Origin of the sequence: Thermasporomyces composti, from assembly GCF_003386795.1 — a bacterium.
GTDB lineage: Bacteria > Actinomycetota > Actinomycetes > Propionibacteriales > Actinopolymorphaceae > Thermasporomyces > Thermasporomyces composti.
Genome location: NZ_QTUC01000001.1, coordinates 1934509 through 1957220, shown reverse-complemented (window position 1 = coordinate 1957220; position 22712 = coordinate 1934509). Strand labels below are relative to the sequence as shown.

Here is a 22712-nt window from a genome sequence, read left to right as displayed (position 1 = left end):
CGAACCGAGCCGGCCGGTGCGAGCCGGCTCGAGTCGAGGCGGCTCACTCGCTCGATCGGCACCGCGCGCCACCGGTCCGCTACTGATCAGTCTCCGCCCCGGCTCCGGTGGGCACGACGTCGGGTCGTGTCTCCGTCGCCCCTTCCACGGCTTCGTCGGTGGTGGGCGCGCTCTCTTCGCCGTGCGGGGGCAGGTGTCGGAAGGCCACGCCCGTGACGACGGCGAGCGTCGCGAGCAGCACCGCTCCGATGGTCCCCACGGTGCTCAGACCGCTGGTGAACGCGGTGCGCGCGGACTCGAGCAGCTCGGCCGCCAACGCGTCCGGAAGTGTCCGTGCCGCGGCGAGCGCGCCGGACAGTCCGTCACGGGCGGCTGCGGAGACCTGGTCGGGAAGCGTGTCCGGGATGGCCACCTGGCCGCGGTAGGCGGCGGTGGCGACGCTACCGAGCAAGGCCACGCCGAGCGCGACTCCAAGCTCGCCAGAGGTCTCGGACATGCCCGAGGCCGCACCGGCCTTCTCCGGTGGAGCGGCGCCCAGGATGAGGCCGACGACGAGCGCGGTCGGCGCGGCGATCCCCACGGTCGCGAACGAGAAGCCGATGACGAGGGTGACCGCCCCGTCCGAGCTGGGGGTCTGGGAGACGATGGCCAAGCCGAGCGCGGCGAGCGCCAGTCCTCCGGACATCACCCAGGCGGGTCGCCACCTCCGCGCCAGGTGCGGTGTCAGGATCGAGGAGATCGCCATGGCCACCTGCATGGGGATCGTCCACAGGCCGGCTCGCAGTGGGGACAGGCCCTGGACGAGCTGCAGGTACTGGGCGAGGAGCAGGAACGTCCCGGACATCACCACGGCGCCGCCAAGGTTCACGCTGAGGCCGACGCTGAACGCCCGCTCGCGGAACAGCGTCAGGTCGAGCATCGGGTCGTCAAGGCGGTTCTGACGGCGAACGAAGAGGACACCCATCGCCACGCCGAGGAGCACGGCCGCCACCGAGGTCGTCCCCCAGCCGTCGGCCGCGAGCTCCTTCAGCCCGTAGACGATGGGGACCACAGTCGCCAGCGCGAGCAGGACGCTGGTGAGGTCGAGCCGTCCAGGGTGCGGGTCCCTGGACTCGGGGAGCACGGCTGGCGCGGCCACGAGCAGGAGAACCATGACGGGGACGCCGAGCAGGAAGACTGACCCCCACCAGAACCGCTCCAGCAGCACTCCGCCGACGAGTGGCCCGATGATCGTGCCGCCCATGAAGCAGCTCATCCACACCGAGATGGCCACCGCTCGCCGGTGCGGGTCGCGAAACATCGTGCGGATGAGCGCCAGGGTCGACGGCATCTGCGTGGCGCCGGCGATCCCGAGCAGAGCGCGGGCCGCGATGAGCGCCTCCGAGCTGGGTGCGTACGCCGCGAGGACCGAGGCAGCCGCGAACGCCGTCGCGCCCACGAGGAGTAAGCGTCGGCGACCGATCCGGTCACCGAGCGTGCCCATCGTGATGAGGAAGCCGGCGATCATGAAGCCGTAGATGTCGGTGATCCACAGCGTCTGGGTCGCGCTCGGCGCGAGGTCGGCGCTGAGATGGGGCAGCGCCAGGTAGAGCACGCTCAGGTCGAGCGAGAGCAGCAGCGTGGGCAAGGCCAGCACGGCGAGCCCAGCCCACTCTCGCCTGCTGGCTCGGAGCTCTCGTCGATGAGCTCCTTGGTTCTGCTGGTTCGAACGTGGGCCTGGTGCGGTCGACACCGCGGCCAACCTCCCTCCATCCGTTCCTCCGCCGAGGTAGACCGCCAGGTCGCCGCGAACTCATCTCTCGAACATGTGATCTATGCCGCACCGGGTGCTGTCCCGGAACGACGCGCTGGCGCAGAGTGACCGATAGGTGACTTTGACTACTGGATGGAATGAGTACGTCGCTATGGGGTAGAGACTCCGCGTCGGAGAGGCAACCGGGTGCGGTCCGCCGTACCTGGTTGACACCGCCTGGCAGGAACGCGCTCGGCGGCGTCGACAACCGCCGTTCACGCAGCGCGGGATACGGGAGCAGCGATGAGCACCGAGTGGTCCGAGACACCGTTGTACGACCAGCTGATCGCCGAACGCTCTGGCCGCGGCCCGGCGGAGTTCGAAGGCCACGAGACCTGGGACGAATCCGAGGAAGCCCGCGAGGCGTACGCCCGAGGGGTCGCGGAGGCCCAGGCCACCTGGCGGGACTTCTGGGGTCCGTCCGCCACCATCACCTTCCCGACGCAGGCCACGGAGCCGCCCGCGGAGCAGCAGCCGAAGCGTCGGAAGAGCAAGGGGCGCGGCTCCAGCTGAGCGAGCGCCGCTGCCCACGCCGCGGCGTGGCGCGGGCTTTCCCGAGAGCCCGCGCCAGCGTGCGTGCTGTCCTCGTCTCTCGACTGCTCAGCGCGGTCTCGGCCTCGCTCCCAGCGGGTCACGATCGCGCGCCGGGATCGCGCAAGGCGTCCTTGCCCCCTGGCGCCTCGCCCCGAGCTCGCACGTGTGTCACACAGACGCGCGCCCTGACGGCTGTTGTCGGTCTTTACACGGCGTCCATGAACGGTGAAGCTGCGACCATGAGGTCCACACGAACGCGTACCTCTGTGTCGCGACTCGTTCTGTGGGACGTGGACCACACGCTCATCGAGACCGGTGGTGTTGGACGCGAGGTCTACCGAACAGCGTTCGAGGCGGTGACGGGTCGCCCGCTCGCTCGGATGGCGGATGTGACTGGAGCGACCGAGCCCGCGCTTTTCCGTCAGACGCTTCGGATCAACGGCTTGGATGAGCGGCTCGCCACTGGATTGTTCGGCCAGTTCGCCGTTCACCAAGCTGCGGAGTACGTCGCCCGCGCCGACGAGCTTCGACGCCGAGGTCGAGTCCTGCCGGGAGTGGCGCAGATCCTCGCCGCACTTCACGACGACGGCGGAACTGTCCAAACGGTCGTCACCGGAAACACGAGGGAGTCCGCGCGCGTCAAGCTGGAGACGTTCGGGCTCGCTGACCTTCTCGACCTCGCGGTGGGTGCCTACGGAACCGACAGCGATGACCGGGCCGACCTCGTCACCCTCGCCCGGGAGCGGGTGGCGGCCGCGTACGGCGTCGAGATTCCCGTGACCGCGACCACTCTCGTGGGAGACACGCGCGGCGACGTGGTGGCGGGCGTCCGCGCGGGTGTCTGGACCGTGGGCGTCGCGACCGGCCGCACGCCCGTCGAGCGGCTCGCCGCCGCGGGTGCCGACGTCACGTTCGACGACCTGTCGGATCGCGAACGCGTGCTGCGAGCGCTCACCGGTGGCGAACGCACGATGCGGGAGCCAGCTGTCGGTGCCTTGAGGAGACAGACATGCCGCTGACCGGGTGACGATGGCGTCCTCACCGCCCGGCGAGCATCATCAGGTGGAGGCGAAGCGTCGCGGCGACCGCGTTGGACTCCCGAAGCTCGCCTCGTTCCAGAAGCGTGGGTACCTCCGCGAGGGGCACCCACGCGACGCGTTCAGACTCGTGGGCGTCGACGGCCGCGCCGACGTGCTCGGCGTGCCGCGTCCAGAACACGTAGTGGACACAGTCGCTGAGCCCGCCCGCTGGGTGCATCCGGAGGAGCGGCCGGAGGTCCCGAGGACGCCAGCCCGTCTCCTCCTCGGTCTCTCGGGCGGCCGTCTCGACGGGTGTCTCGCCCACGTCGACCACGCCGGCGGGCAGCTCCCAACCCCACGAGTCGGGAATGAACCGGTGGCGCCACAGCATGAGGACCCGGTCGGACTCGTCGACGATCGCGGCGGCCGCCACCGGGCGTTGTCTGAGCACGTAGTGGTCGAGACGGCGGCCATCCGGAAGCTCCACGTCCGCGAGGTTGACCGTCAGCCAGCGGTTGCCGTAGACGGTGCGCTCGCTGTGAACTCTCCAAACACTCATGTCAGGCCCTACTCTTGCGCGGGTCGAGTCGAGCCCGCGCGACGCCGCCAGCACCGGGCGGTTGACGTTGTGGGACCGATGGAGACGCAGGAGGGGTTCGTGTCATCGAGACTCCGCCTCAGGTCTCGTCGAGGATGTGGCGCCAATGACTGGCGACCCACGCGAGGATGCGGTCGGCCACGGTGTCCACGTCGGCCGCGTCGGTACGGAAGACGGTGCCGAGGAGCTCCCGGCCCAGTCGGGCGTCCGTCATCGCGTCGTCGATCCAGTCCCGCGGCCAGCCGCGCCCGCGCAGCCGGTCGAGCCGGAGCTGGTCGTCGCAGTCGAGGAGCGCCCAGTGGACGGGCTCGTCCCACAAGGCTCGCTCCGCCATCTCCTCCGGCGACGGTATCGGGCACAGCAGGACCACCGGGTGGCCGGCCCGTCGAACGACGGCGAGGACGCGGCGCCACATCCGGTTGTACGCCGGCCAGTTCGGCGCGGCTTCGGGATGCGCGATGGGAACGCCGAGCAGCGCGCCGTCCTCGAGGACCTCGTCCATGTCGACGACGACCGGTCCGACGGCCTTGTCGATGAGCCGCGGCGCGAGCGTCGTCTTTCCCACGCCGGGCGCGCCGGCGAGGACGAAGAGCGGCGCGAGCGCTCGCCCGGACGTCACCAGGTCGAGGGCGTCCGGGTCGGGAGCCATCGGATCGAGGGCCATTGATCGGAGCCTAACGCCGCCGGGACTGGGTACGGGCCGCTGAGCGCGCGGGGTCGGCGAGCCGCCGGCCGTCGGCGCCCACCGGCAGGAGGAGGTGGCGATTCGTGACGGTTCTCCAACTGCGCAGCCCAAGCTTCCGTGACCACACGCCGATCCCGAAGCGTCACGCCCATGACTCCCTGAACCTTTCGCCCGCCCTGGAGTGGTCGGGCGTCCCCGAGGGCACGGCTGAGCTGGTGCTGCTCTGCGAGGATCCCGACGCGCCGGGCAGAACCTTCCTCCACTGGCTGGTGACCGGCATCGACCCGTCGACCACTGGCGTCGGCGAGGGGGAGGTGCCACCCGGTGGACAGGAGTGGACCAACGGGTTCGGCGAGGTCGGCTACGGCGGACCGCAGCCGCCCGTCGGTGACTCGGCCCACCGGTACTTCTTCCGCCTCTACGCTCTTCCGCGCCGGGAGAACGCGCCCCGCCCGTCGGACGCGCAGGGACTGCCGAGCGCGGACGACGTGCATCACGCGTTCGACGACCTCGCCCTCGCCACCGGTGTCCTCGTGGGCCTCTACCAGCGCTGAGCCATCACGGCCGCTGGGAGCTCGCGCAGCGAGAGGTCCGGGCACTGAGCCGGTGGCCTCCTGACGGCTTCGAGATCGTCGATACTGGACCTCGCGGCGGCGCGCGGCCCGACGGAGTTTCGCGTCAGGGTGAGCGGGAAGCTGTCAGCCCGTGCGAGGAGGGGAGGCGCAGGATGTCGGTCGTACCGAAGGACCGGGAGGACATCCTCACCAAGGTGTCGTTCGGCCACGTCGCCACGATCGGACCCAACGGTGAGCCGCAGGTGAACCCGGTCTGGTTCGAGTGGGACGGAGAGTTCCTCAAGTTCAGCCAGACCACCACGCGGCAGAAGTACCGCAACGTCCAGCGCGACCCGCGGATCGCCATCTCGGTCCTGGACCCGGACAACCCCTATCGATACATCGAGATTCGCGGACGGGTCGAACGCATCGAGGACGACCCCGACAAGGCCTTCATCAACAAGATGGCGAAGAAGTACCTCGGGCAGGACGAGTATCCCTGGAACCGGCCGGACGAGCACCGGGTCGTCGTCTACGTTCGGCCGGAGCGCACCACGAAGCAGTGACGACGCGGCGCTCGTTCGCCGCCGCGGCGTCCTCGCGAGCTTGACGCTCGTGTCCGCGTGCGCGCGGTCAAGAGACTGTGTCCGATATTCGGACCGTCGTGTCCATCTCCGGAAAAGGGGAGGAGGGCCGTCGACTCGCGCCCGCCCAGATAGTCGTCACGATCTTGACGTCGTCCGCGTGCGAAGAGTACGAAAAACTCGAGGTTAATCGAATAACCACGAACGGGGCGGCGCTTTCCGCCCCGCTGTCGGGCAGGCGACCTCGACGCAAGAGGTGGGCGATGACGAGCACGCGGCTGCGCGGCGGACGGGTCTCCCGGCGGGACTTGCTCGCCACCGTGGGAGGCGTCGGCATGGGGTTGGCGCTGCTGGGCTGTGAGGTCGTCACCGATCCCAACGCCGCGGACGGCGGGCGTCCGAGCCCTTCGCCGTCCCGGCGTTACAACATCCCCGACAGTGGCGCGAAGATTCCCACTGAGAAGGTCACCTTCCAGTGGATGGACAGCGGTGACCTCAAGGCGATGTTCGAGGTTCCGCTGTTCGATGCGTACGAGCAGAAGTATCCGAACATCACCATCGACTACCAGGACTCGCCCTGGGACACCATCAACGAGGTCGTCCCGCTCGGCGTCCGGAACGGGAGCGCGCCGGACGTCTTCGCCAAGCCCAACAACGTGCCCGTGCAGGTCATCATCAACGAGGGTTGGGTCGCGCCGATCGACGACATCATCCCGAACTTCGAGGCTTGGAAGTCGAGGTTCCCCGAGAACTCCTTCATCCCGGGCATCCACATCTTCAACGACCGGACCTACACCTGGCCGGTGACGTCCAGCAAGCGCTACAGCTACCTGCTCATGTACGACCGGGAGTACCTGCGGCGGGCTGGGTACGACCCGGAGGAGCAGCCGCTGAGCTGGGATGACTTCCGAGCCGCGGCGAAGAAGGTCACCAAGCAGGGCGGCGGCGACTACTACGGGCTGATGCTCGCCGGCACCGCGATCGGTGGGGTCGCGTCGGCGTTGGCGGAGTTGGCGGGACTGCGCGGCGACGCCAGCACCCACATCGACTGGAAGACCGGCGAGTTCACCTACGACGCACCAGAGCTGGTCGAGGCGTTCGAGCTGCTCCTCGCCATCAAGGCGGACGGCAGCGTCTTCCCCGGGTTCCTCAGCTTGGGTGACGCGGACTCGCGAGCTCGGATGCCGCAACGCGTCGCCGGCATGATCTTCGACGGGCCGTGGGACATCCCAGAGTGGCCGCGGATCAACCCCGACTACGACTTCGGCGTGGCGATGCCGCCGAGTCCCACCGCCGGCGAGTGGGCGCCGGTGTCGTACCAGGAGGTCGGATCCAACCAGGTCTTCGTCTACGCCAAGAGCAAGTACAAGGAGATCGCCGGCGACCTGTTCTCCTACATGGGGAGCCTCGAGGGTCAGACGAACATCGTCATCGCCTCCGAGGGCAACTTGAGCTCGCTGATGCCGGAGGCCAACGAGCGAGCCCGCCAATCGAACCTGCTCACCGGTCGCGCCAAGGCGGGAGCGGACATCGCCAACCGGCTGTTGCGGATGGCGCCGATGGTGGAGATCCGCAACCCGGACGCGGTCCAGGTGACGCTGGAGCTGAAGCCGCTCAAGCCCAACCTGGCCGACATCGCCCAGGGCGTGTTCAGCGGGCAGATCGACGACCTCAAGGCGGCCTTGCGCGACCTCAACGACCGTGCCGAGCGGAACCTCGACGAGGCCATCAAAGCCGCGCAGGCCAAGGGGTTCCAGGTGTCGAGGGACGACTGGGTGTTCCCGAACTGGGACCCGACCGTGGACTACACCCCCGCCATGTACGAGCAGCTGTGAGGCACCGGACCGTGGCAGCTCGGCACGTGGCGCCGCAGACGCGTCTGGTGGCACGAACGCGTCCGGCAGCCCAGGAGAACGTGGCGGCCCAGGACATGGCGGCCCAGGACGTGGCGGCCAAGGACATGGCGGCACAGCAGAGCCCGGCGGCACGGAAGGACGTCGATGACGCTCGCGCGTGACTCCATCGCCCGCGCGGGCCGGACGAGCTCGGCCGGGCTGTGGACGCGCATCTGGACGTCCCGGTGGTGCTACCTGTTCATGCTCCCGTCGCTCGTCCTGGCCGGGATGTTCACGTTCTACCCGATGGTGATGTCGTGGTACTTCTCGTTCCTCGACTGGTCGGGGTTCACCTCGGCACGCACCTTCGTCGGGCTGGACAACTACCGGGAGCTCATCGGCGATCCGCTGTTCTGGGACGCGTTCGGCCGGTCCTTCCTCTTCGTCATCGTCGCCGTGCCGATCCGGCTGGTGCTGGCGCTCCTGGTCGCCATCCTGCTCAACAACCAGGCCCTCAAGCTGGCCCCGGTGTTCCGGACGTTCTTCTTCCTGCCGGTGGTGACGACCGCCGCGATCGTCGGCATCGTCATGACGTTCGTGCTGAGCCCGTACCGAGGTCCCGTCAACCAGGCATTGATGGGGCTCGGCCTCATTCCGGAGCCGATCGACTTCCTGGGTGACCCGGACACCGCGCTGTGGACGGTGATGGCGGTCGAGGTATGGAAGAACTTCGGGATCACGATGATCTACTGGCTGGCGGCGTTGCAGACCGTCCCGAGGATCTACTACGAGGCGGCCAAGGTCGACGGCGCCGGACGCTTCCAGCTGCTGCGCTACATCACGGTGCCGATGCTGTTGCCGTTCGCGGCGATCATCGTCCTGCTCACCGCGAACGCCACGCTGCACGTCTTCGCGATCGTGCAGGCGATGACGCGAGGAGGCCCGTACTTCGCGACCCAGGTGATCGAGGTGTACATCTACCAGACCGCCTTCGCGGCGGACCAGGTCGGCGGTGTGCCCCGACTCGGGTACGCGTCCGCCGCCGGATGCTTCTTCGGCGTCGTCGTCATGGTCATCGCGCTGCTGCAGGTGTACGTCGCGCGCAAGGCGGCGCAGGTGCGGGCCCAACTGGTGAACGAGTGAGGCAGCCATGGTGACCGTCGAGCGGAGCCCGACCCGGCCGGTGACACGTCGCCGTCCCACCAGACGATTCCGCCTCACCGCGAACCACGTGCGGATGACGCTGATCTCGGTGGTCCTGCTGGCGGTGTGCTTCGTCTGGGTCTACCCGTTCCTGTGGATGGTGTCGTCGTCGATCAAGACGAACGCCGAGGTGTTCAGCGGCCTGGGCCTGTTCCCGAAGGCGATCCGCCTCGACAACTACGTGCGGGCGTGGCACGACGCCCACATCGGCGACTACTTCTTCAACACCGTCTTCGTCACCGTCACCTCGATCGTCATCTCGGTGCTGGCGGTGTCGATGATGGGCTACGTGCTGGGCCGCTACCGGTTCCCCGGCAAGCGCGTCGTCATCGGCCTCTTGGCGGCGGCGGTGTTCCTGCCCGAGGGCTACACGATCATCCCGATCTTCGACCTCATCAACAAGCTGGGGCTGCAGGACTCGCTCTGGGGCCTCACGCTCGCCGAGGCAGGCGGCGCGCACGTGGTGGCGATCCTGTTGTTCGCCGGCTACTTCAGCCAGCTGCCGAAGGAGCTGGAGGAGGCCGCCATGATGGACGGCGCCGGCTTCGTCCGGATCTTCTGGCAGGTCTACCTTCCACTCGCCAAGCCGGTCACCGCCACCGCGATCATCTTGCAGTTCATGCACTCCTGGAACGACTTCCTCCTGCCTCTCGTGCTCACCTTGAACAAGCCGGAGTTGCGCACGCTGTCGGTCGGCATCTACTCGTTCCAGGGTGAGTACTTCACCGACTGGAGCGGCATGGCCGCCGCGGCGACGATCGGACTGCTGCCGATCATCGTGGTCTTCCTGTTCCTGCAGCGCTACTTCGTGGAGGGGATCGCCGGTGCCGTCAAGCAGTGAGCGGGACGTCCGCCCGGTCAACGTGCTCATCCTCAAGTCCGACGAGCACAACCCACGGATCGCGAGCACGGACGGCCACCCGTTCATCCGGACGCCGAACCTGGAGCGCCTCGCGGCGCGCGGTGTGGTGTTCGAGAGCGCCTACTGCCCGTCGCCGCTGTGCGTGCCGTCGCGGTCGTCGTTCATCTCCGGGCGTCCGGTGCACCAGATCCAGACGTACAACAACTCCCTGGTCCTGGAGCGGCCGAACTACCCCTCCTACGGCGCGATCCTGGACGCCGCCGGCGTGCACAGCGTCCACGTCGGCAAGGTGGACGCGTACCGTCCGCCGAACGAGCTGGGCTTCACCGAGATGTTCGGCACCGACTACCGCGGCGTGGGCGACACCATGATCAGTCGAGAGCCGCTCGCCCTGCGCACGGACGGACTCGAGCGGGCTCGGGACGTCGGTGTCGCCGAGAACCCGTTCCGCGGCGACGACCGCCGCATGGAGGACGCGCTCGCGTTCCTGCGCCGGTCCGCCGACCTCGGTCGACCGTGGACGATGGAGGTCAACCTCATCGCGCCGCACTTCCCGCACCGCGTCACCGAGGAGCTGTGGGAGCTCTACGCCGACCACGCGGACCTGCCCGAGTACGACGTGACGGCACCGCCCGCGCAGCACCCCTATGCCGCGGATCTGCGTCGCCACTTCGGGACCCACGTGTTCACCGAGGAGCTCATTCGTCAGCATCGCCGCGCCTACTACGGCCGCGTCACCTACGTCGACGCCCAACTGGGCAGGCTCCTCGAGGCGCTGGAAGCCACGGGTCAACTCGACCGCACTGTCGTCGTCTACACCTCCGACCACGGCGAGATGCTCGGCATGTTCGGCATGTGGTGGAAGTCGAGCTTGTACGAGGACTCGGTGCGCGTGCCGTTGGTCGTCGCGGGTCCAGGATTCCCTCGTGGAGCTCGGGTCCGCACCCCGGTGTCGCACTGGGACCTGCGGGCCACGATCTTCGCCGCGGTGGGTGTGCCCTACCCGGACGGGCTTCCAGGGCAGCCGTTGCAGAGCCTCTCGCGGGAGCATCGGCGGGACGACCGAGCCGTGTTCGCCGAGTACCACGGTCACGGTACCCGCGGCAGCTCGTTCATGGTCCGCGAGGGTCGCTGGAAGCTCCTCTACCACGCGAAGGCTCCCCACCAGCTGTTCGACCTCGACGCCGACCCGCACGAGCTGCGCGACCTCGCCTCCGCCAGGCCGGACGTGGTGGAGCGGCTGACGCGACGCCTGTACGACGAGTTCTGCGATCCGGTCGTCGAGCAGGACCGGGCCGAGCGGTTCATTCGCGCCCAGCTCGCGGCGCTGGACCAGGCCTCCGCGGCCGCCATGTAGGTGGCCATGGAGGTGACAAGCCGTCGGTCGGCACCGCTCGCTGCCACATTCGGCCGCCCACCGGGCCCGTGAGCGGTGGGTCATCAATTCGTGGCACACTTCGCATACCGATCTTCGCAGGAGGCGAGATGAGCGGTGCCAAGGTGGTCCCTCCCGGCGTCGACCCCACCAAGCCGAGCGCCGGGCGCCTGTACGACTACTACCTCGGCGGGACCGAGTGGTTCGAGGTCGACCGGATCGCCGCGGAGAAGGTGCGCGCCGCCGCGCCGTACGTCGAGCAAGCGGCCTGGGCGAACCGTGGCTTCCTGCAGCGTGCCGCCCGTTGGTTGGCGGCTGAGGCGGGCATCCGTCAGTTCATCGACATCGGTGCTGGCCTCCCGACGCGGAACAACACGCACGAGGCCGCACAGTCGGTCGCGCCGGACGCCAAGGTCGTCTATGTCGACAACGACCCCATGGTGTGGCGGCACGGCCAGGCGCTGCTCGTCAACGTCGAGAACGCCGTCTACATCGACGGAGACCTGCGCGACCCCGACGGCGTCCTCAACCATCCCGAGCTGCGGAAGCTGCTAAACCTCTCCCAGCCGGTCGGACTGATGCTCGTCGCGGTGGTCCACTTCCTGTCCGACGAGCAGGACCCCTGGGGCGTGGTCAAGCGCTACATGGACGCGCTGCCGTCGGGAAGCTACCTGGCGATCTCGCACGGCACCGAGGACCGCAACGACGTTCGGGTGGCCAACGCGGTCAAGAACGTCTACAAGAACGCCACCGAGCAGCTCTACCTGCGTAGCTACGACGAGGTGAAGCGGCTGTTCGAGGGTCTCGAGCTCGTGCCACCGTACGAAGGCGCGAAGCCGGATCTCACCTACCTGGGCTTGTGGGGTGCGGAGGACCCCGAGCTGGCGGACACCGAGGAGTCGCGCTGGGGGTACTGCGGCGTCGCTCGGAAGCCCTGACGGGTCTCCCAGGCTGACAGATCGCCAGGGCGTCCCGGCTCAGTGGTCGCTCGTCGGGATGTCGAAGGCGTACGCGGCGAGGAGTACGTCGGGTAGCGGCCGGTGGTCGCGCTCGGGCAGGCGCCGGAACCCCATCCGCTCGTAGAGACGGCGGGCGACGGTGTTGCGGTCGAGGACCGACAGCACGACACGGTGCCGGCCCTCGCGGCGGGCGATCTCGAGGACGGCGTCGACCAGGCGACGGCCGACCCCGCGGCCTGTCGCGCTCGGCGCCACCGCCAGGGCGCGGAACTCCAGCTCGCCCTCCTGGGAGACCTCCGCCCACGGCGAGTCCGGTCGGCACACCGTCACGGTGCCGAGCAGCCGCCCTTCGCCGTCGGTCGCCACGAGCAGGTCCGCGTCCCGTGCTCGGCTCGCCGTGTCGCGCAGCACCTCGGCGTAGGAGTCGACGAGGACGCCGGCGTGTCGGTAGGCCTCGACGCCCAGCTCACCCACCGCGGCGTACTCGGCGGGTTGGGCGGGACGAACGACGATGGTCGAGGTGTTTAGCACGCCTAGCGAGGGTAGTCAGGTCTACCGCAGCGACGCTCCACGACAACTCCACGACGGGAGTCGGTGCGGCTGGGGCGGGCGGGCGTGCCCGCCCGCCCCATGGGACGCGGTGCGTCGCCTACCTGACCGGGTAGAGCTCCAGCTCCCACAGCGAGTAGCCCCACTGGGTGGCCCGCCGCACGCCGTGGAAGCGCACGTACCGGCCGTGCGCGTCCAGCCGAATCTCGTCCACACCGCCGTCGCTGTCGTCGACGGTCGCCACCGTCTCCCAGGTCTCGTTGTCGTCGGAGACCTCCAGCCGGTACGCCTCGCCGTAGGCAGCCTCCCAGCGCAGCACGGCGCGGCCCAGGTGGGTGGAGGTGCCGAGGTCGACGGTGAGCCACGAGGCGTCGTCGTAGTCCGACGCCCAGCGGGTGTCGAGATCCCCGTCGACCGCGTTCTCGGGGACGTACTCCGTCGTGGGCTCGACGCCGGACGCGGTGACCGGCTTGCCGAGGGCCAGGTTGGTGTCCGAGGTCGCCGGCCACACGCTGACGCTCAGCGTGCCGGAGACCTCCTCGCCGTCCGTGGTCGTGAACCGTACCGGCAGCTCACGTGCGCCCGTCTCGGCGTCGTCGTCGGCGGAGATCTTGAGCTCCACCACTCGGTCGGCACCGCGCGGCACCGTGACCTCGGTGCTCGCGGGTTCCACCTGGACGCCGGGCGCGGACCCGACCGTCACCGTGCCGGTGACGTCCCTGGTGCGGGTGGAGCCGAGCCGGACCGCGACCGTCACGGAGTCACCCCGTTCGACCGACACCTCGGCCGGGTCGAACGACAGGTCGACCAGGGGCACGTCGGCGTGCCGGGGAATCACCTCGGCGATCCCCGGAGCGGGCGAGCCCGGTTCCCAGTCCAGCCGCACGGCGTCGACCGCACCGAGGTCAGGCGCCGCCAGTTCGGTGTAGCCGTCGGCGAGGGAACCGAGCGTGTGCCAGGCGCCGTCGGCGTCCCGCACCCGCACGGTCGCCCGGGTCTCGGGCGTGGAGAGCACGATGAGCCGGTCCAGCGGGCGGGCTCGGGACGCCGTCACCGTGAGCGCGTCTCCCTCGGTGGGAGCGGCGCTGGCGCGGTACCAGGTGTCGACCTGGCCGTCGGCCGCGCTGGCGAGCGTGGAGCCGCTGGCCGCCGGCGGGGTTCCCGTCACCGCGTACACCGGTGCGTCGTCGTCGAGCACCTCCACCGTGAACTCCCGCACCACGAGCCAGTACGGACTGTTGTCCGCGGTCGCGCGGTAGCGCACGTAGCGCGCTGTCGTTCCCTCGGGGGCGGTGGCCCGCACCTCGGGCGTGGTGCCGGTGGTCAGGGTCTGCCACGTGCGCCCGTCGACCGAGTACTCGAGCACGCCCTGGTGGATGTAGTCGTTCGGGCTGTCCGGCTTCGTCATGAGCACGGTGACCTCGCCGATCGCTCGCGCCGTGCCCAGGTCGACGCCCACGTGGTCGCCGGCCTTGGGCGCCGCGTCCGACCAGAAGAACGTCGCCACGTCGCCGTCCACCATGCGGGCGGGCACGTTGTCCTGGTAGGTGCCGAGCGTCGTCACCGGCGAGATTCGGGCCCCGGTCAGCCCGAGCCACCGGTCGTTGGCCTCCTGCGCCTTGGTCAGGAAGGCGTCGAGGACGCCGTCGGCGATCCGTGGGTACGTGTTCCGGTGCGGCAGCCGGGTGTCCCGGATCGCGGTCGCCTGCTCGACCAGCGGCTGGATCCGCTGCCGGTGCTGCCACGCGGCGGCACCGTCACCCCTCGCCTGCGCGGCGAGCATCTCGACCGCCGCGAGACCGGCCCGCGCCCACAGCGTCGTCGCGTCCAGCCAGGCGGCCGCCTCCGGGGCGAACCTCGGGTCGGTGACGCCGGCGCGGATCACCTTTGGCGCCTCGGCGAGCGCCTCGAGGTAGGGCCGCAGACCGGACACCGCCTGCTCGGTGTCGCCGGCCTCCCAGGCTCGCCAGAACGCCTCCAGGTGTTCGCGGAGCACCGGCGCCTGCGTCTTGTGCAGCGTGCCGTCGTAGGTCGTGACGTCAGCGAACGCGCGCAGCGCGGCCACCGTGGCCGGGTCGCCGCCAGCGAGCTCGGACAGCGCGGCGAGCCAAGCCCTCGTCTGGTCGAACGTCTCGTCGTGCCAGGAGAAGTCCGCGAAGGAGAAGAGCGAGACCTTGCTGACCGCCGCCTGGTTCGCGGGGTTGGAGAGGACGCCCACCAGGTGCGTCGACAGGCCCGGCTGGCGACCGGCGTAGTCGGCCAGCGGCAACCGGCCGGCGATGTAGTCGTTGACCGGGTAGTTGTCCCACACCAGCACCTCGTGCCCGAAGACCTCGCGGGCGGCCGCCGCCTGAGCGGTGGTGATCGCGGGCGGGATCACGCCGATCCCGGTCCAGTGGACCACGATGTCGGGGTCCATCTCCTCCCGCAGCGCCTTCTTGTAGGGCGTCTCGGTGGTGTTGTAGTACTCGGTCGGCACCATCTGCAGCGGTGCGACGTCGCCCTTGCTCTCGACCCACTCCTGGACCTTGTTGAGCAGGTACGCCTGGGCGCGGCCGGCGCCGGCGCCGCCGGTCCCGAAGCGTTCGGGGTCCTCGGGGCAGTGCCACTGGTTGTAGTCGATGTCGTCGAGCGGCACGTTGAACGCCCGCCCACCCAGCTCGTAGATGGCCTCGAACTTCGCCAAGAGCGCCGCGAGGTCGGACGGGGACGAGTAGCAGATCGACAGACCGGGCGAGAGAGCGAAGGTGAAGTCGACGTGGTTCTCCCGCGCTCGGTCGATCAGCTCACCGAGCTCGGCCAGCTTCTCCGCGGGATAGGGGTCACGCCAGCGCTCCCGGTGGTAGGGATCGTCCTTCGGCGCGTACTCGTAGGTGTTCATCTTGTGCGCGCCGAGGTAGTCGAGGTGATCCAGCCGGTCCTCGTGCGACCACGGCGTCCCGTAGAAGCCTTCGATCGACCCGCGGTAACGCATGGCCGGCCAGTCGCGGACCGTCACGCCGTGCACCCAGTGCCGGCCTGGGCGCGGCTGGACCACCTGGCGGAACGTCTGTGCGGCGTAGTAGGTGCCGTCGGCGTCCACGCCGGCGAGGACGGCGTGCTTGCGGTCGTCTCGCGTCCGCCCGGTGGCGAGGACGTAGCCTTCTGCGGGCAGGTCCGCTGGTCCCTCGACCCGGAGGGCGTCGAGGACGTGCTGGCCGCCGCCGAGCCAGATCGTGACGGGAGTGCCGGGGTCGGTGCCGTCTGTCGCGACGACGGTCCGGACGCCCGCGCGCTCCAGGATCTGGCGCACGACTCGCTCGGCGGACGCGTCCGCGGTGTCGCCGCGCACCAGCCCGACGGTCGGGGTGAGCGGGAACCCAGGGCTTCGGGTCGTCACCTGCTGGGGTGTCGGCCAGATCTCGACCGTGGCGTGGGGCGGCGGGTCGGCCTCCGCCCGGGCTTCGGGGCTCTGGGTCGCGGCCGCTGTGGTCGCGGCACCCGCCTGGGGGAGGGCGGGACTCGCGAGCGGCAGGAGCAGCGCGGCCGCGAGGATCGTCCATCGTCTGGGAGCAGCGCCCATCCCGTATCCCTTCGTGGCTCGGCCGGCGGCGCGGCTGGTCACCGACGCTGGCGTCCGGAAGCCTCGGCGATCCCGGTCAGCGCGGTGAGTCTGGCCTGTGTCGGGGGCCCGCATCGATGGTGACGTGATCGCGGGCCGAGCGTGGCTGGTCCGGCCGGAGCTGTCCGAAGCAGGCCGCCGGCGGTCGAACGCTCGAACGGTCTCAGGCGACCGCCGGCGGCCTGGGCTGACGCTCCGGTTGGGTCACCCGCTCATTTGACCGTGACGCGGTCCAACGCGGGTGGCTCGACTGGGCTGTGTCGGGTGAGGTAGCCGCGCAGCACCTCGTAGTCGCGGGTGCCACGCACCGGGTCGGCGTAGGAGTCCTGGAACGCTGTCGTGCCGTCACCGCCGATGAGCGTGTACGCCAGCGTGGCCAGGCGGTACTCCTTGGTCAGGTCGAGCGGCTCGCCGTCAATGGTGACGTCCGCGGGGTCGACCCGGTCACCGACCGGGCCGTCGGCGTCGAACGCGTACCGCACGTTCGAGGAGACGCCGAACGGCGCGAACCGAACGGTGCCGTCGGGCTCAGTGCGCCACTGGTCTTCCAACGCGTCGTGGATCTGCTGACCGGTGACCGTCACCGTCACCACTGGATTGGCGTAGCCGAACGCCGCCCACGCCTCCTCGAACAACACCCGACCGGGCGCGTCCGCCGGGTTGGTCCCGGGCGCGTACCGCAGGTCGCCGCGCAGCGAGTTTGAGCCGCTGTGGGCGCGGAGGACGACGAGCGCGAGGTCGGCGGCCTGCTCGCGCCGCGGGGCTGTCCGCTGGGAGTCCTCGTACAGGGCGTCCGCGACCAGGTTGCCGAGGGTGCTCTGACCGGTGGCGTCGAGGTCGCGGGTCAGGTCGCCGGTGATCTCCGCGACCGGGCGGGCGCCGGTCTCGTCACGGCGGTCGAGCCAGTAGTCGACCATCGCCTGCACGACCGGGTCCGGCGGGACGTCCCGGGTGACCGGGTGGTTGGTGACCTTGGTCTCCGACCGGATGACGTCCTTGGTGCGCGGGTCGATCGACAGAAGCACCTCGTTGATGAGCTTGCCGTGGTAGCCGGCTTCGACGACCGGTCGGAGGTTGCCGGCCGGGTCGGGCAGGTGGCAGATGAACTGCGTGTGCCAGTGGCCGGTGATGATGGCGTCGATGGCGGGGTCGGCCTGCCTGGCGAAGTCCGCCATCGGGCCGGACGGTGAGTCGTTGCAGGTCCAGAACTGACCTCCGGCCGTCAGACCCTCGTGGGCGGTGACGATGATCGTCTCGACGCCGCGCCGCTGGAGGATCTTGGCGTACTTGTTGGCGGTCTCGACCAGGGGCAGGTCCTCAAGCGTGGGCTGGAACGACGTCGACCCTTCCACCGTCGTGTCGGTCGTGAGGTTGATGAAGCCGATCGGGATGCGGCGGCCGTTGTCCGCGACGACGTGCTTGATGACGTACGGCGGGACGATCGGTTTCCCGTTCTTCTTGTCCACGATGTTCGCCGTCGCGTAGGGGTAGTTCGATCCGCGGAAGCGTCGACCGCTGGAGTCCGTGAAGCAGGAGTCGACGTCGACCGTGCCGAAGCACCGGCCCTTCCACATGTGGTCGATGAGGAAGCTCGGGGAGATGTCGAGCTCGTGGTTGCCGACGGTGGTGAACTCGATGCCGAGGTAGTTGAGGAACTCGACTGTCGGCTCGTCGGCGTGATAGGCGACCTCGGTCGGCCAGCCGCTGAACGAGTCGCCGACGGCGAACCGGATCGAGTTCTTGTGCCCCGCGGAGAGTCGGTCGAAGTGCGTGGCGATGTAGGGGGCGCCGCCGACGACGATGGGGCCGTCGGGACCTGGCACCGTGCCGTTGCTGGTGTCGTCGTGCGGCCGGATGTAGCCGTGGAAGTCGGTGATGCTGAGCAGCTGGACCTCGACGGGCGCGCTGGCCTGGCGGGGTCCTCGGTCGCCGCTCGATGACGGTGCGGCCTGCGTCGGCGCACTGGTCGCCGCGACGGCGACGGTGGCGGCCAGGCTCGTGGCAGCCACGGCGAGTGCGCGGCGGGTCGAGATGCCCATGTGGTGCCCTCTCTCGTTCCTGACGTCGCTGGGGCGCCGGCGTGGGACGACGCGCCGCCGGTGGTGCGTGTCGTCCACGTCGGAGCTCGCGCCGAATCCTCACGCCGCTCGCGGATCTTGAACAGATCTGCGTCAAGATCTGGACATTCGCGCATCAGTGCGCAGTCGGCTGCCGTGGAGCGACGGGTCGACCTCCGCTCTCGTCGAGGGCTACCTCGACGATCCCGGCCAGCACGGCTTGGTCCAGGTCACGGGCGTGGATCGTGCCGTGGACGCGGTGGCTGGTCCGGCCGGAGCCGTCGCGGAGCGGACCGCTGACGACCCGGCGGTCAGGTGACCGCCCCGGGTGGATCTTCCGACGGCCTGTCTGGCATACAACGGTCCGGCGCCCGCGACGCCACGAGCCGACGGAGTCGTCCGGCTGCTCGTTCCCCGATCCCCAGCGGTGGCCCGTCGGCAACGACCAACGACGAGAGAGGTACGCCCATGCCGCACATGAAGGTCCTCCGACAGACGTTCATCCTCGACAGGAACCCGCGTTACGGCGAGCAGACGTTCACCGTCGACACCGGAAAGGACTCCGGCACGATCCTCGGCGTGACGATCTTCGGGACCAGCCGCGACCACCTGGATCGGGATGACCAGCCAACTCCGGTCAGCTTCGCGTCGACGCCGGTCCGGTTCTCGCCGGAGAATCCGTTCAAGGTCACCTACGTCAAGCAGGGTGACATCAGCTTCCTCAACCACTCGTTCACCGTGCGCGTCGTCTACCTCGTCGACGAGTGAGCCCGACCGCGGACCGCGGAAGACACCGGATCGCTGGACGTGCGTCCGCGGATCATGCCCGACGTCGCGTCGCTCGAAGCCTTGGCGAACGCTGGCAGGGCGCTGGACAGCGGTGCGATGCGCGATCGTGCCGTCGGGATGGGCGCGGCGCAGTGGATGGAACGCGGGGACGTGGCCTGAGACCGGCGGAGGTTCCGGACGTCGCTCCGGAGCCTCCGGTCCCGCGGCTCGACCGATGTGCCGGAGTCATCCAGGGTGACGATCGAGAGGTCATCGTCCGCGTTGGGCGACGAAGCGACCAGACGCCGCGTACGCTGCCGAGCGGGCCCGCTCGATGGACAGGACGGGACAGCGATGAGCGAGATCGTGATCGAGCCGCATGGCGACCGGACGTTCGACGTCCGCGTCCGGCAGGGGGAGAAAGAGACCAGCCACCGGGTCACGGTGCCGGACCGGTTCGAGCAGGAGCTCGGCCTTCGCGGCGACGTGGACCTTGAGCGGTTGGTGCGCGAGTCCTTCCGCTTCCTCCTGGAGCGCGAGCCGGCGTCCTCCATCCTGAGCCAGTTCGCGCTGAACCAGATCACCCACTACTTCCCCGAGTACCCGCGCGAGATCCGAAGCCGCCTCTCGTAGCCCTCACCGCGACGTGCCGCCGCGTCGCGGCCTCTCGCTCGGGTGCGCCGACGACGCGCGAGCCTTCCCCGTCAGGTGGCTCCGAGCGTGACCTTGTGGACGGTGTCCCACCGGTAGAGGTGGCCGTCCCGGAACAGCTCGATCAAGGACACGGTGTCGACGACGAGTTCGACGGGCTCGGCGGTCACCTGGTCGATGGAGGCGACGATCTCGTCCGAGGGTCCCGGGGCGTTGACGTAGGCGAGGCTGACGTGAGGCTGGAACCCGTCGGCGGATCCCTCGACCTTGTCCGGCCCCCATACCTCCGCGATCGCGTCGCGGAGCATCGTCCGGACCTCGACCAGCGGCTCGGCTGGTGTCGGATGGATCGCCAGCGCCTCAGGCCGCTGGATCGGCCGGTCGAACGTCAGCCGGATCGGAGTGACGTCGGCGAGGCGGCGTCGGGTGGCCTCGACGATCGCGGCCACGTCCTCGTCGCTGGTCTCGTCGACGAACCCGACCCCTTGCACGGTCAGGTGAAGCCACTCCAGCGGGATCAGGTCGAGCTGAGGGAGGTGAGAGATCGCCCGCTGGTACGCGGTCGCGTGGTCATGCAGCGGCTCCAGGCCCACGTTGATGTGCCACGCGTACCCTCGACGGCCTGGTCCCCACCCGGGCCGCCACCACCAGTGCGATGTCACGGTCGGCGCGTGCTGAGCCGGCGCGTGGGCGTTCGACGTCACGAGGAGCCTCCTCTGCTACGACGCGTCTCCCCACGGGTCGTAGTCGACCTCGAGCGGTTCCTGCGGTGGGCGTTCGCTCTCGGGGACGTGCTGGAGGTTCACACGGATCCGGTACCACACCGAGCTTCGCCCTCGCATCCCGTCGACGAGGACGTCAGCCGGCCGCAGGTGACCCACGATGGAGCGGTGGCGAGCCTTCCAGCGTTCCAACCCCTCGAGCGCCTCCCGCTTCGTCTTCGCGCGGGCGATCTCGATGAGGGGCCTCGTCGGCTGACGGCGGCCCTTCCCCTTCGGCGGCTTCGGCGCGGGTCCCATCCGCTCGGCTAGGTCCAGCAGCGCGTCGAGGGAGCCCGCGGCGTCGTCCATCCCCTCCCACGGGTCACCCCGCTCGGCGTACCGGTCGGGGACCGTCTCGATCGTGTAGTCCTCGGGCCGGCAGCCCGGTACCTCGGCCCAGGTGAGCGGGGTCGAGACGCGGGCGTCTGGTGTCGGTCGCACCGAGTACGCCGAGGCGACCGTGCGGTCCTTGGCGTTCTGGTTGAAGTCGACGAAGACGCCGTGGCGCTCCTCCTTCCACCACTTGCTCGTCGCCAGCTCGGGTGCCCGGTTCTCGACCTCGCGCGCCACGGTCTCCGCCGCCACCCGCACCTTGGCGAACGACCACCGCGGCTCGATGCGCGCGTAGACGTGGAAGCCGCGAGAGCCGGAGGTCTTCGGCCAGCCGGTGAGGCCGTATTCACGCAAGACCTCCTTGACGACCTCCGCGACGTCGCGGATCTGTTCCCATGCCACGCCCGGAACGGGGTCGAGGTCGATCCGGAGCTCGTCGGGATGGTCCAAGTCCTCGGCGAGCACCGGATGAGGGTTGAAGTCGATGCACCCGAGGTTGACGGCCCACGCCAGCCCAGCGGCGTCGCGGAGGACGGCTTCCTTCGCCGATCGACCGGAGGCGTAACGGAGCTCGGCCACCTCGATCCAGTCCGGGCGGTTGGCCGGGGCGCGCTTCTGGAAGAACGCCTCCTCCTCGATGCCGTGCACGAAACGCTTGAGGATCATGGGACGTCCGCGCACGCCGCGCAGCACCCCGTCGGCGACGCTGAGGTAGTAGCGCACCAGATCCAGCTTGGTGATGCCCTTGGCGGGAAAGAGCACCTTGTCGGGATTGGTGATGGTCACCTCGCGGCCGGCGAGCTGCAGGACCCGTGACGTGGGCATGCCCTCACCATAGGTCGCCGAGGGCTCAGGCATACCCGGTCAGTCGGCGCGCCTCCTCGATGATGTGGATCTGACGCCGCACGCTCTCCGGCGTGACGAAAAGCTCCGCGCCGTCCCGTAGGGTCGCCTCGAGCCGGTCGTAGAAGCGGAGCGCCGCCGACCGGGCGCCCCGACCGAGGGTGCGCACCTCCTCCTGCCAGTCGATCGTCTCGCCGGTCCCATAGCGGCGCTCGGGCGCTGGGCCCTCGTCCAGCTCGAGCGGACCAAGAGAGTCGGGGTCGAACCAGCGCAGGGTGAAGGTCCTGCCGTCGCCGACGAGCGCGCCCGCCGTGCCCACGACCTGCCACGCCGGCTGGGGCAGCGCGACGCACAGGCTGGACTCGATCTCGGCCAGCGGGCCGCCGCTCGTGCGCAGACACAGCTTCACGTGGTCCTCGGCGTCACCGAGGCTGACGGTGTGGCGGAGGTCGGCGAAGATCTCGGTCGGCGCTTCGCCGAGGAGCAGCAAGACCTGGTCCAGCAAGTGGGGCACGGTGTTCGAGAGCTCGCCGCCCCCGTACTTGCGCAACGTCTGCCAGTCGGCGCGCCGCTGGAATCGGTGGGCGGTCCGGCGCAGCAGGACCAGCTCACCCAGCCGGCCCGAGTCGATCACGTCTCGCACGTACTCGAAGTCTGGGTCGAGCCGACGCGGCTGGTAGCAGGTGAGGACGCGGCCCGCGGCCTCGGCGGCGCGGATCATCTCGTCGACCTCCGCCGCCTTCTCCGCCATCGGCTTCTCGACCACGACGTGCCGCCCCTTGCCGAGGGCGGAGAGCGTCAGCGGCACGTGGGTGTGGGAGGGCGTGGCGACGACGACCACGTCGACGTCGGCGGCGTCGAGGAGCGCCTCGGGCGCGTCGTACGTCTCGCAGTCGAAGGCCTCCTTGGCCTCGGCCCGCCGCTCCTCGACGGGGTCGGCGACCGCCGCCACCTCGAAGCCGTCGTGGTCGGCGAGGGCGGTGGCGTGGATGCCCCACCCGCTTCGCCCCAGACCGAGGATGCCCACTCTCAGCCGTGCTCGTGACATGTCGCAGCCCTTCTCACCCGGGTGTGTGGTGATGGGCACCGGCGGTACCCGTCGTTACCCTGCCGTCCGCGGCGCGCTCGGCCAAGCGCGCCGACCAGTCA

22 protein-coding genes are annotated in these 22712 nt (G+C 69.7%); 13 read left to right on the top strand and 9 right to left on the bottom strand.

Annotation, left to right across the window (positions count from 1 at the left end; all coding sequences use genetic code 11):
* Nucleotides 1-79 precede the first annotated feature (79 nt).
* Nucleotides 80-1636 (bottom strand): MFS transporter, encoded by a 1557-nt coding sequence (locus DFJ64_RS08555; protein ID WP_425452213.1) that lies wholly within the window; start codon nt 1634-1636, stop codon nt 80-82.
* A 399-nt stretch (nt 1637-2035) separates the two neighbouring features.
* Here DFJ64_RS08555 and DFJ64_RS08550 point away from each other — a divergent pair, with 399 nt between their 5' ends.
* Nucleotides 2036-2305: a hypothetical protein gene (locus DFJ64_RS08550; protein WP_115849980.1), complete on the top strand. Its 270-nt coding sequence runs from the start codon at nt 2036-2038 to the stop codon at nt 2303-2305.
* Between the two features lie 287 nt (nt 2306-2592).
* Nucleotides 2593-3345, top strand: a complete 753-nt coding sequence (locus tag DFJ64_RS08545; RefSeq protein WP_211310540.1) for an HAD family hydrolase — start codon at nt 2593-2595, stop codon at nt 3343-3345.
* Between the two features lie 19 nt (nt 3346-3364).
* Here the strand turns inward: DFJ64_RS08545 and DFJ64_RS08540 are convergent, their stop codons facing one another.
* The gene (locus tag DFJ64_RS08540; RefSeq protein ID WP_115849979.1) at nt 3365-3904 is read right to left on the bottom strand and encodes an NUDIX domain-containing protein; all 540 of its coding nucleotides are present in this window, start codon (nt 3902-3904) and stop codon (nt 3365-3367) included.
* Nucleotides 3905-4022: 118 nt separating this feature from the next.
* Nucleotides 4023-4607, bottom strand: a complete 585-nt coding sequence (locus DFJ64_RS08535; protein ID WP_147304646.1) for a P-loop nucleotide/nucleoside kinase family protein — start codon at nt 4605-4607, stop codon at nt 4023-4025.
* 104 nt (nt 4608-4711) lie between these two features.
* On the opposite strand from DFJ64_RS08535, the gene DFJ64_RS08530 reads away from it, so the two are divergent.
* From DFJ64_RS08530 to DFJ64_RS08500, 8 genes are all read left to right on the top strand, one after another.
* Entirely contained in the window at nt 4712-5182 is a 471-nt protein-coding gene (locus tag DFJ64_RS08530) for a YbhB/YbcL family Raf kinase inhibitor-like protein (protein ID WP_115849977.1), read from the top strand.
* A gap of 173 nt (nt 5183-5355) precedes the next feature.
* Nucleotides 5356-5748, top strand: coding sequence for a PPOX class F420-dependent oxidoreductase (locus DFJ64_RS08525; protein WP_115849976.1), 393 nt, complete (start codon nt 5356-5358; stop codon nt 5746-5748).
* Between the two features lie 281 nt (nt 5749-6029).
* A complete protein-coding gene (locus DFJ64_RS08520) occupies nt 6030-7601 on the top strand; it encodes an ABC transporter substrate-binding protein (RefSeq protein ID WP_115849975.1) in 1572 nt (523 codons plus the stop codon).
* A gap of 47 nt (nt 7602-7648) precedes the next feature.
* Nucleotides 7649-7783, top strand: a complete 135-nt coding sequence (locus DFJ64_RS20090; RefSeq protein ID WP_281268497.1) for a hypothetical protein — start codon at nt 7649-7651, stop codon at nt 7781-7783.
* A complete protein-coding gene (locus tag DFJ64_RS08515) occupies nt 7767-8744 on the top strand; it encodes a carbohydrate ABC transporter permease (RefSeq protein ID WP_115849974.1) in 978 nt (325 codons plus the stop codon). The genes DFJ64_RS20090 and DFJ64_RS08515 overlap by 17 nt, the downstream gene beginning before the upstream one ends.
* A 94-nt stretch (nt 8745-8838) precedes the next feature.
* A complete protein-coding gene (locus DFJ64_RS08510; RefSeq protein ID WP_115851927.1) occupies nt 8839-9645 on the top strand; it encodes a carbohydrate ABC transporter permease in 807 nt (268 codons plus the stop codon).
* Nucleotides 9629-11023, top strand: coding sequence for a sulfatase family protein (locus DFJ64_RS08505; protein WP_115849973.1), 1395 nt, complete (start codon nt 9629-9631; stop codon nt 11021-11023). The genes DFJ64_RS08510 and DFJ64_RS08505 overlap by 17 nt, the downstream gene beginning before the upstream one ends.
* A 128-nt stretch (nt 11024-11151) precedes the next feature.
* Nucleotides 11152-11979, top strand: coding sequence for an SAM-dependent methyltransferase (locus DFJ64_RS08500; RefSeq protein WP_115849972.1), 828 nt, complete (start codon nt 11152-11154; stop codon nt 11977-11979).
* 39 nt (nt 11980-12018) lie between these two features.
* On the opposite strand, the gene DFJ64_RS08495 is transcribed toward DFJ64_RS08500, so the two are convergent.
* From DFJ64_RS08495 to DFJ64_RS08485, 3 genes are all read right to left on the bottom strand, one after another.
* Entirely contained in the window at nt 12019-12531 is a 513-nt protein-coding gene (locus DFJ64_RS08495; protein WP_115849971.1) for a GNAT family N-acetyltransferase, read from the bottom strand.
* A gap of 118 nt (nt 12532-12649) precedes the next feature.
* Nucleotides 12650-16111, bottom strand: coding sequence for a glycoside hydrolase family 84 protein (locus tag DFJ64_RS08490; protein ID WP_170152550.1), 3462 nt, complete (start codon nt 16109-16111; stop codon nt 12650-12652).
* Between the two features lie 251 nt (nt 16112-16362).
* On the bottom strand, nt 16363-18189 hold the full coding sequence (locus DFJ64_RS08485) for a bifunctional metallophosphatase/5'-nucleotidase (RefSeq protein WP_115849970.1): 1827 nt from the start codon (nt 18187-18189) through the stop codon (nt 16363-16365).
* 157 nt (nt 18190-18346) lie between these two features.
* On the opposite strand from DFJ64_RS08485, the gene DFJ64_RS08480 reads away from it, so the two are divergent.
* The 3 genes from DFJ64_RS08480 (at nt 18347) to DFJ64_RS08470 (ending at nt 19608) form a co-directional block, all read left to right on the top strand.
* Entirely contained in the window at nt 18347-18526 is a 180-nt protein-coding gene (locus tag DFJ64_RS08480; protein WP_115849969.1) for a hypothetical protein, read from the top strand.
* Nucleotides 18527-18675: 149 nt separating this feature from the next.
* Nucleotides 18676-18975, top strand: a complete 300-nt coding sequence (locus DFJ64_RS08475) for a hypothetical protein (RefSeq protein ID WP_147304645.1) — start codon at nt 18676-18678, stop codon at nt 18973-18975.
* A gap of 354 nt (nt 18976-19329) precedes the next feature.
* The gene (locus tag DFJ64_RS08470; RefSeq protein ID WP_115849967.1) at nt 19330-19608 is read left to right on the top strand and encodes a hypothetical protein; all 279 of its coding nucleotides are present in this window, start codon (nt 19330-19332) and stop codon (nt 19606-19608) included.
* A gap of 71 nt (nt 19609-19679) precedes the next feature.
* Here the strand turns inward: DFJ64_RS08470 and DFJ64_RS08465 are convergent, their stop codons facing one another.
* The 3 genes from DFJ64_RS08465 to DFJ64_RS08455 are packed head-to-tail and all read right to left on the bottom strand — an operon-like array spanning nt 19680 to nt 22650.
* Complete coding sequence (locus tag DFJ64_RS08465) at nt 19680-20330, bottom strand: 2'-5' RNA ligase family protein (protein ID WP_115849966.1); 651 nt, start codon at nt 20328-20330, stop codon at nt 19680-19682.
* Nucleotides 20331-20345: 15 nt separating this feature from the next.
* Nucleotides 20346-21545, bottom strand: a complete 1200-nt coding sequence (gene ligD, locus DFJ64_RS08460) for a non-homologous end-joining DNA ligase (RefSeq protein ID WP_115851926.1) — start codon at nt 21543-21545, stop codon at nt 20346-20348.
* Between the two features lie 25 nt (nt 21546-21570).
* Nucleotides 21571-22650 carry a Gfo/Idh/MocA family protein gene (locus tag DFJ64_RS08455; RefSeq protein WP_115849965.1) on the bottom strand — a complete coding sequence of 360 codons (1080 nt, stop codon included), beginning with the start codon at nt 22648-22650 and terminating at the stop codon, nt 21571-21573.
* Nucleotides 22651-22712: the final 62 nt, after the last annotated feature.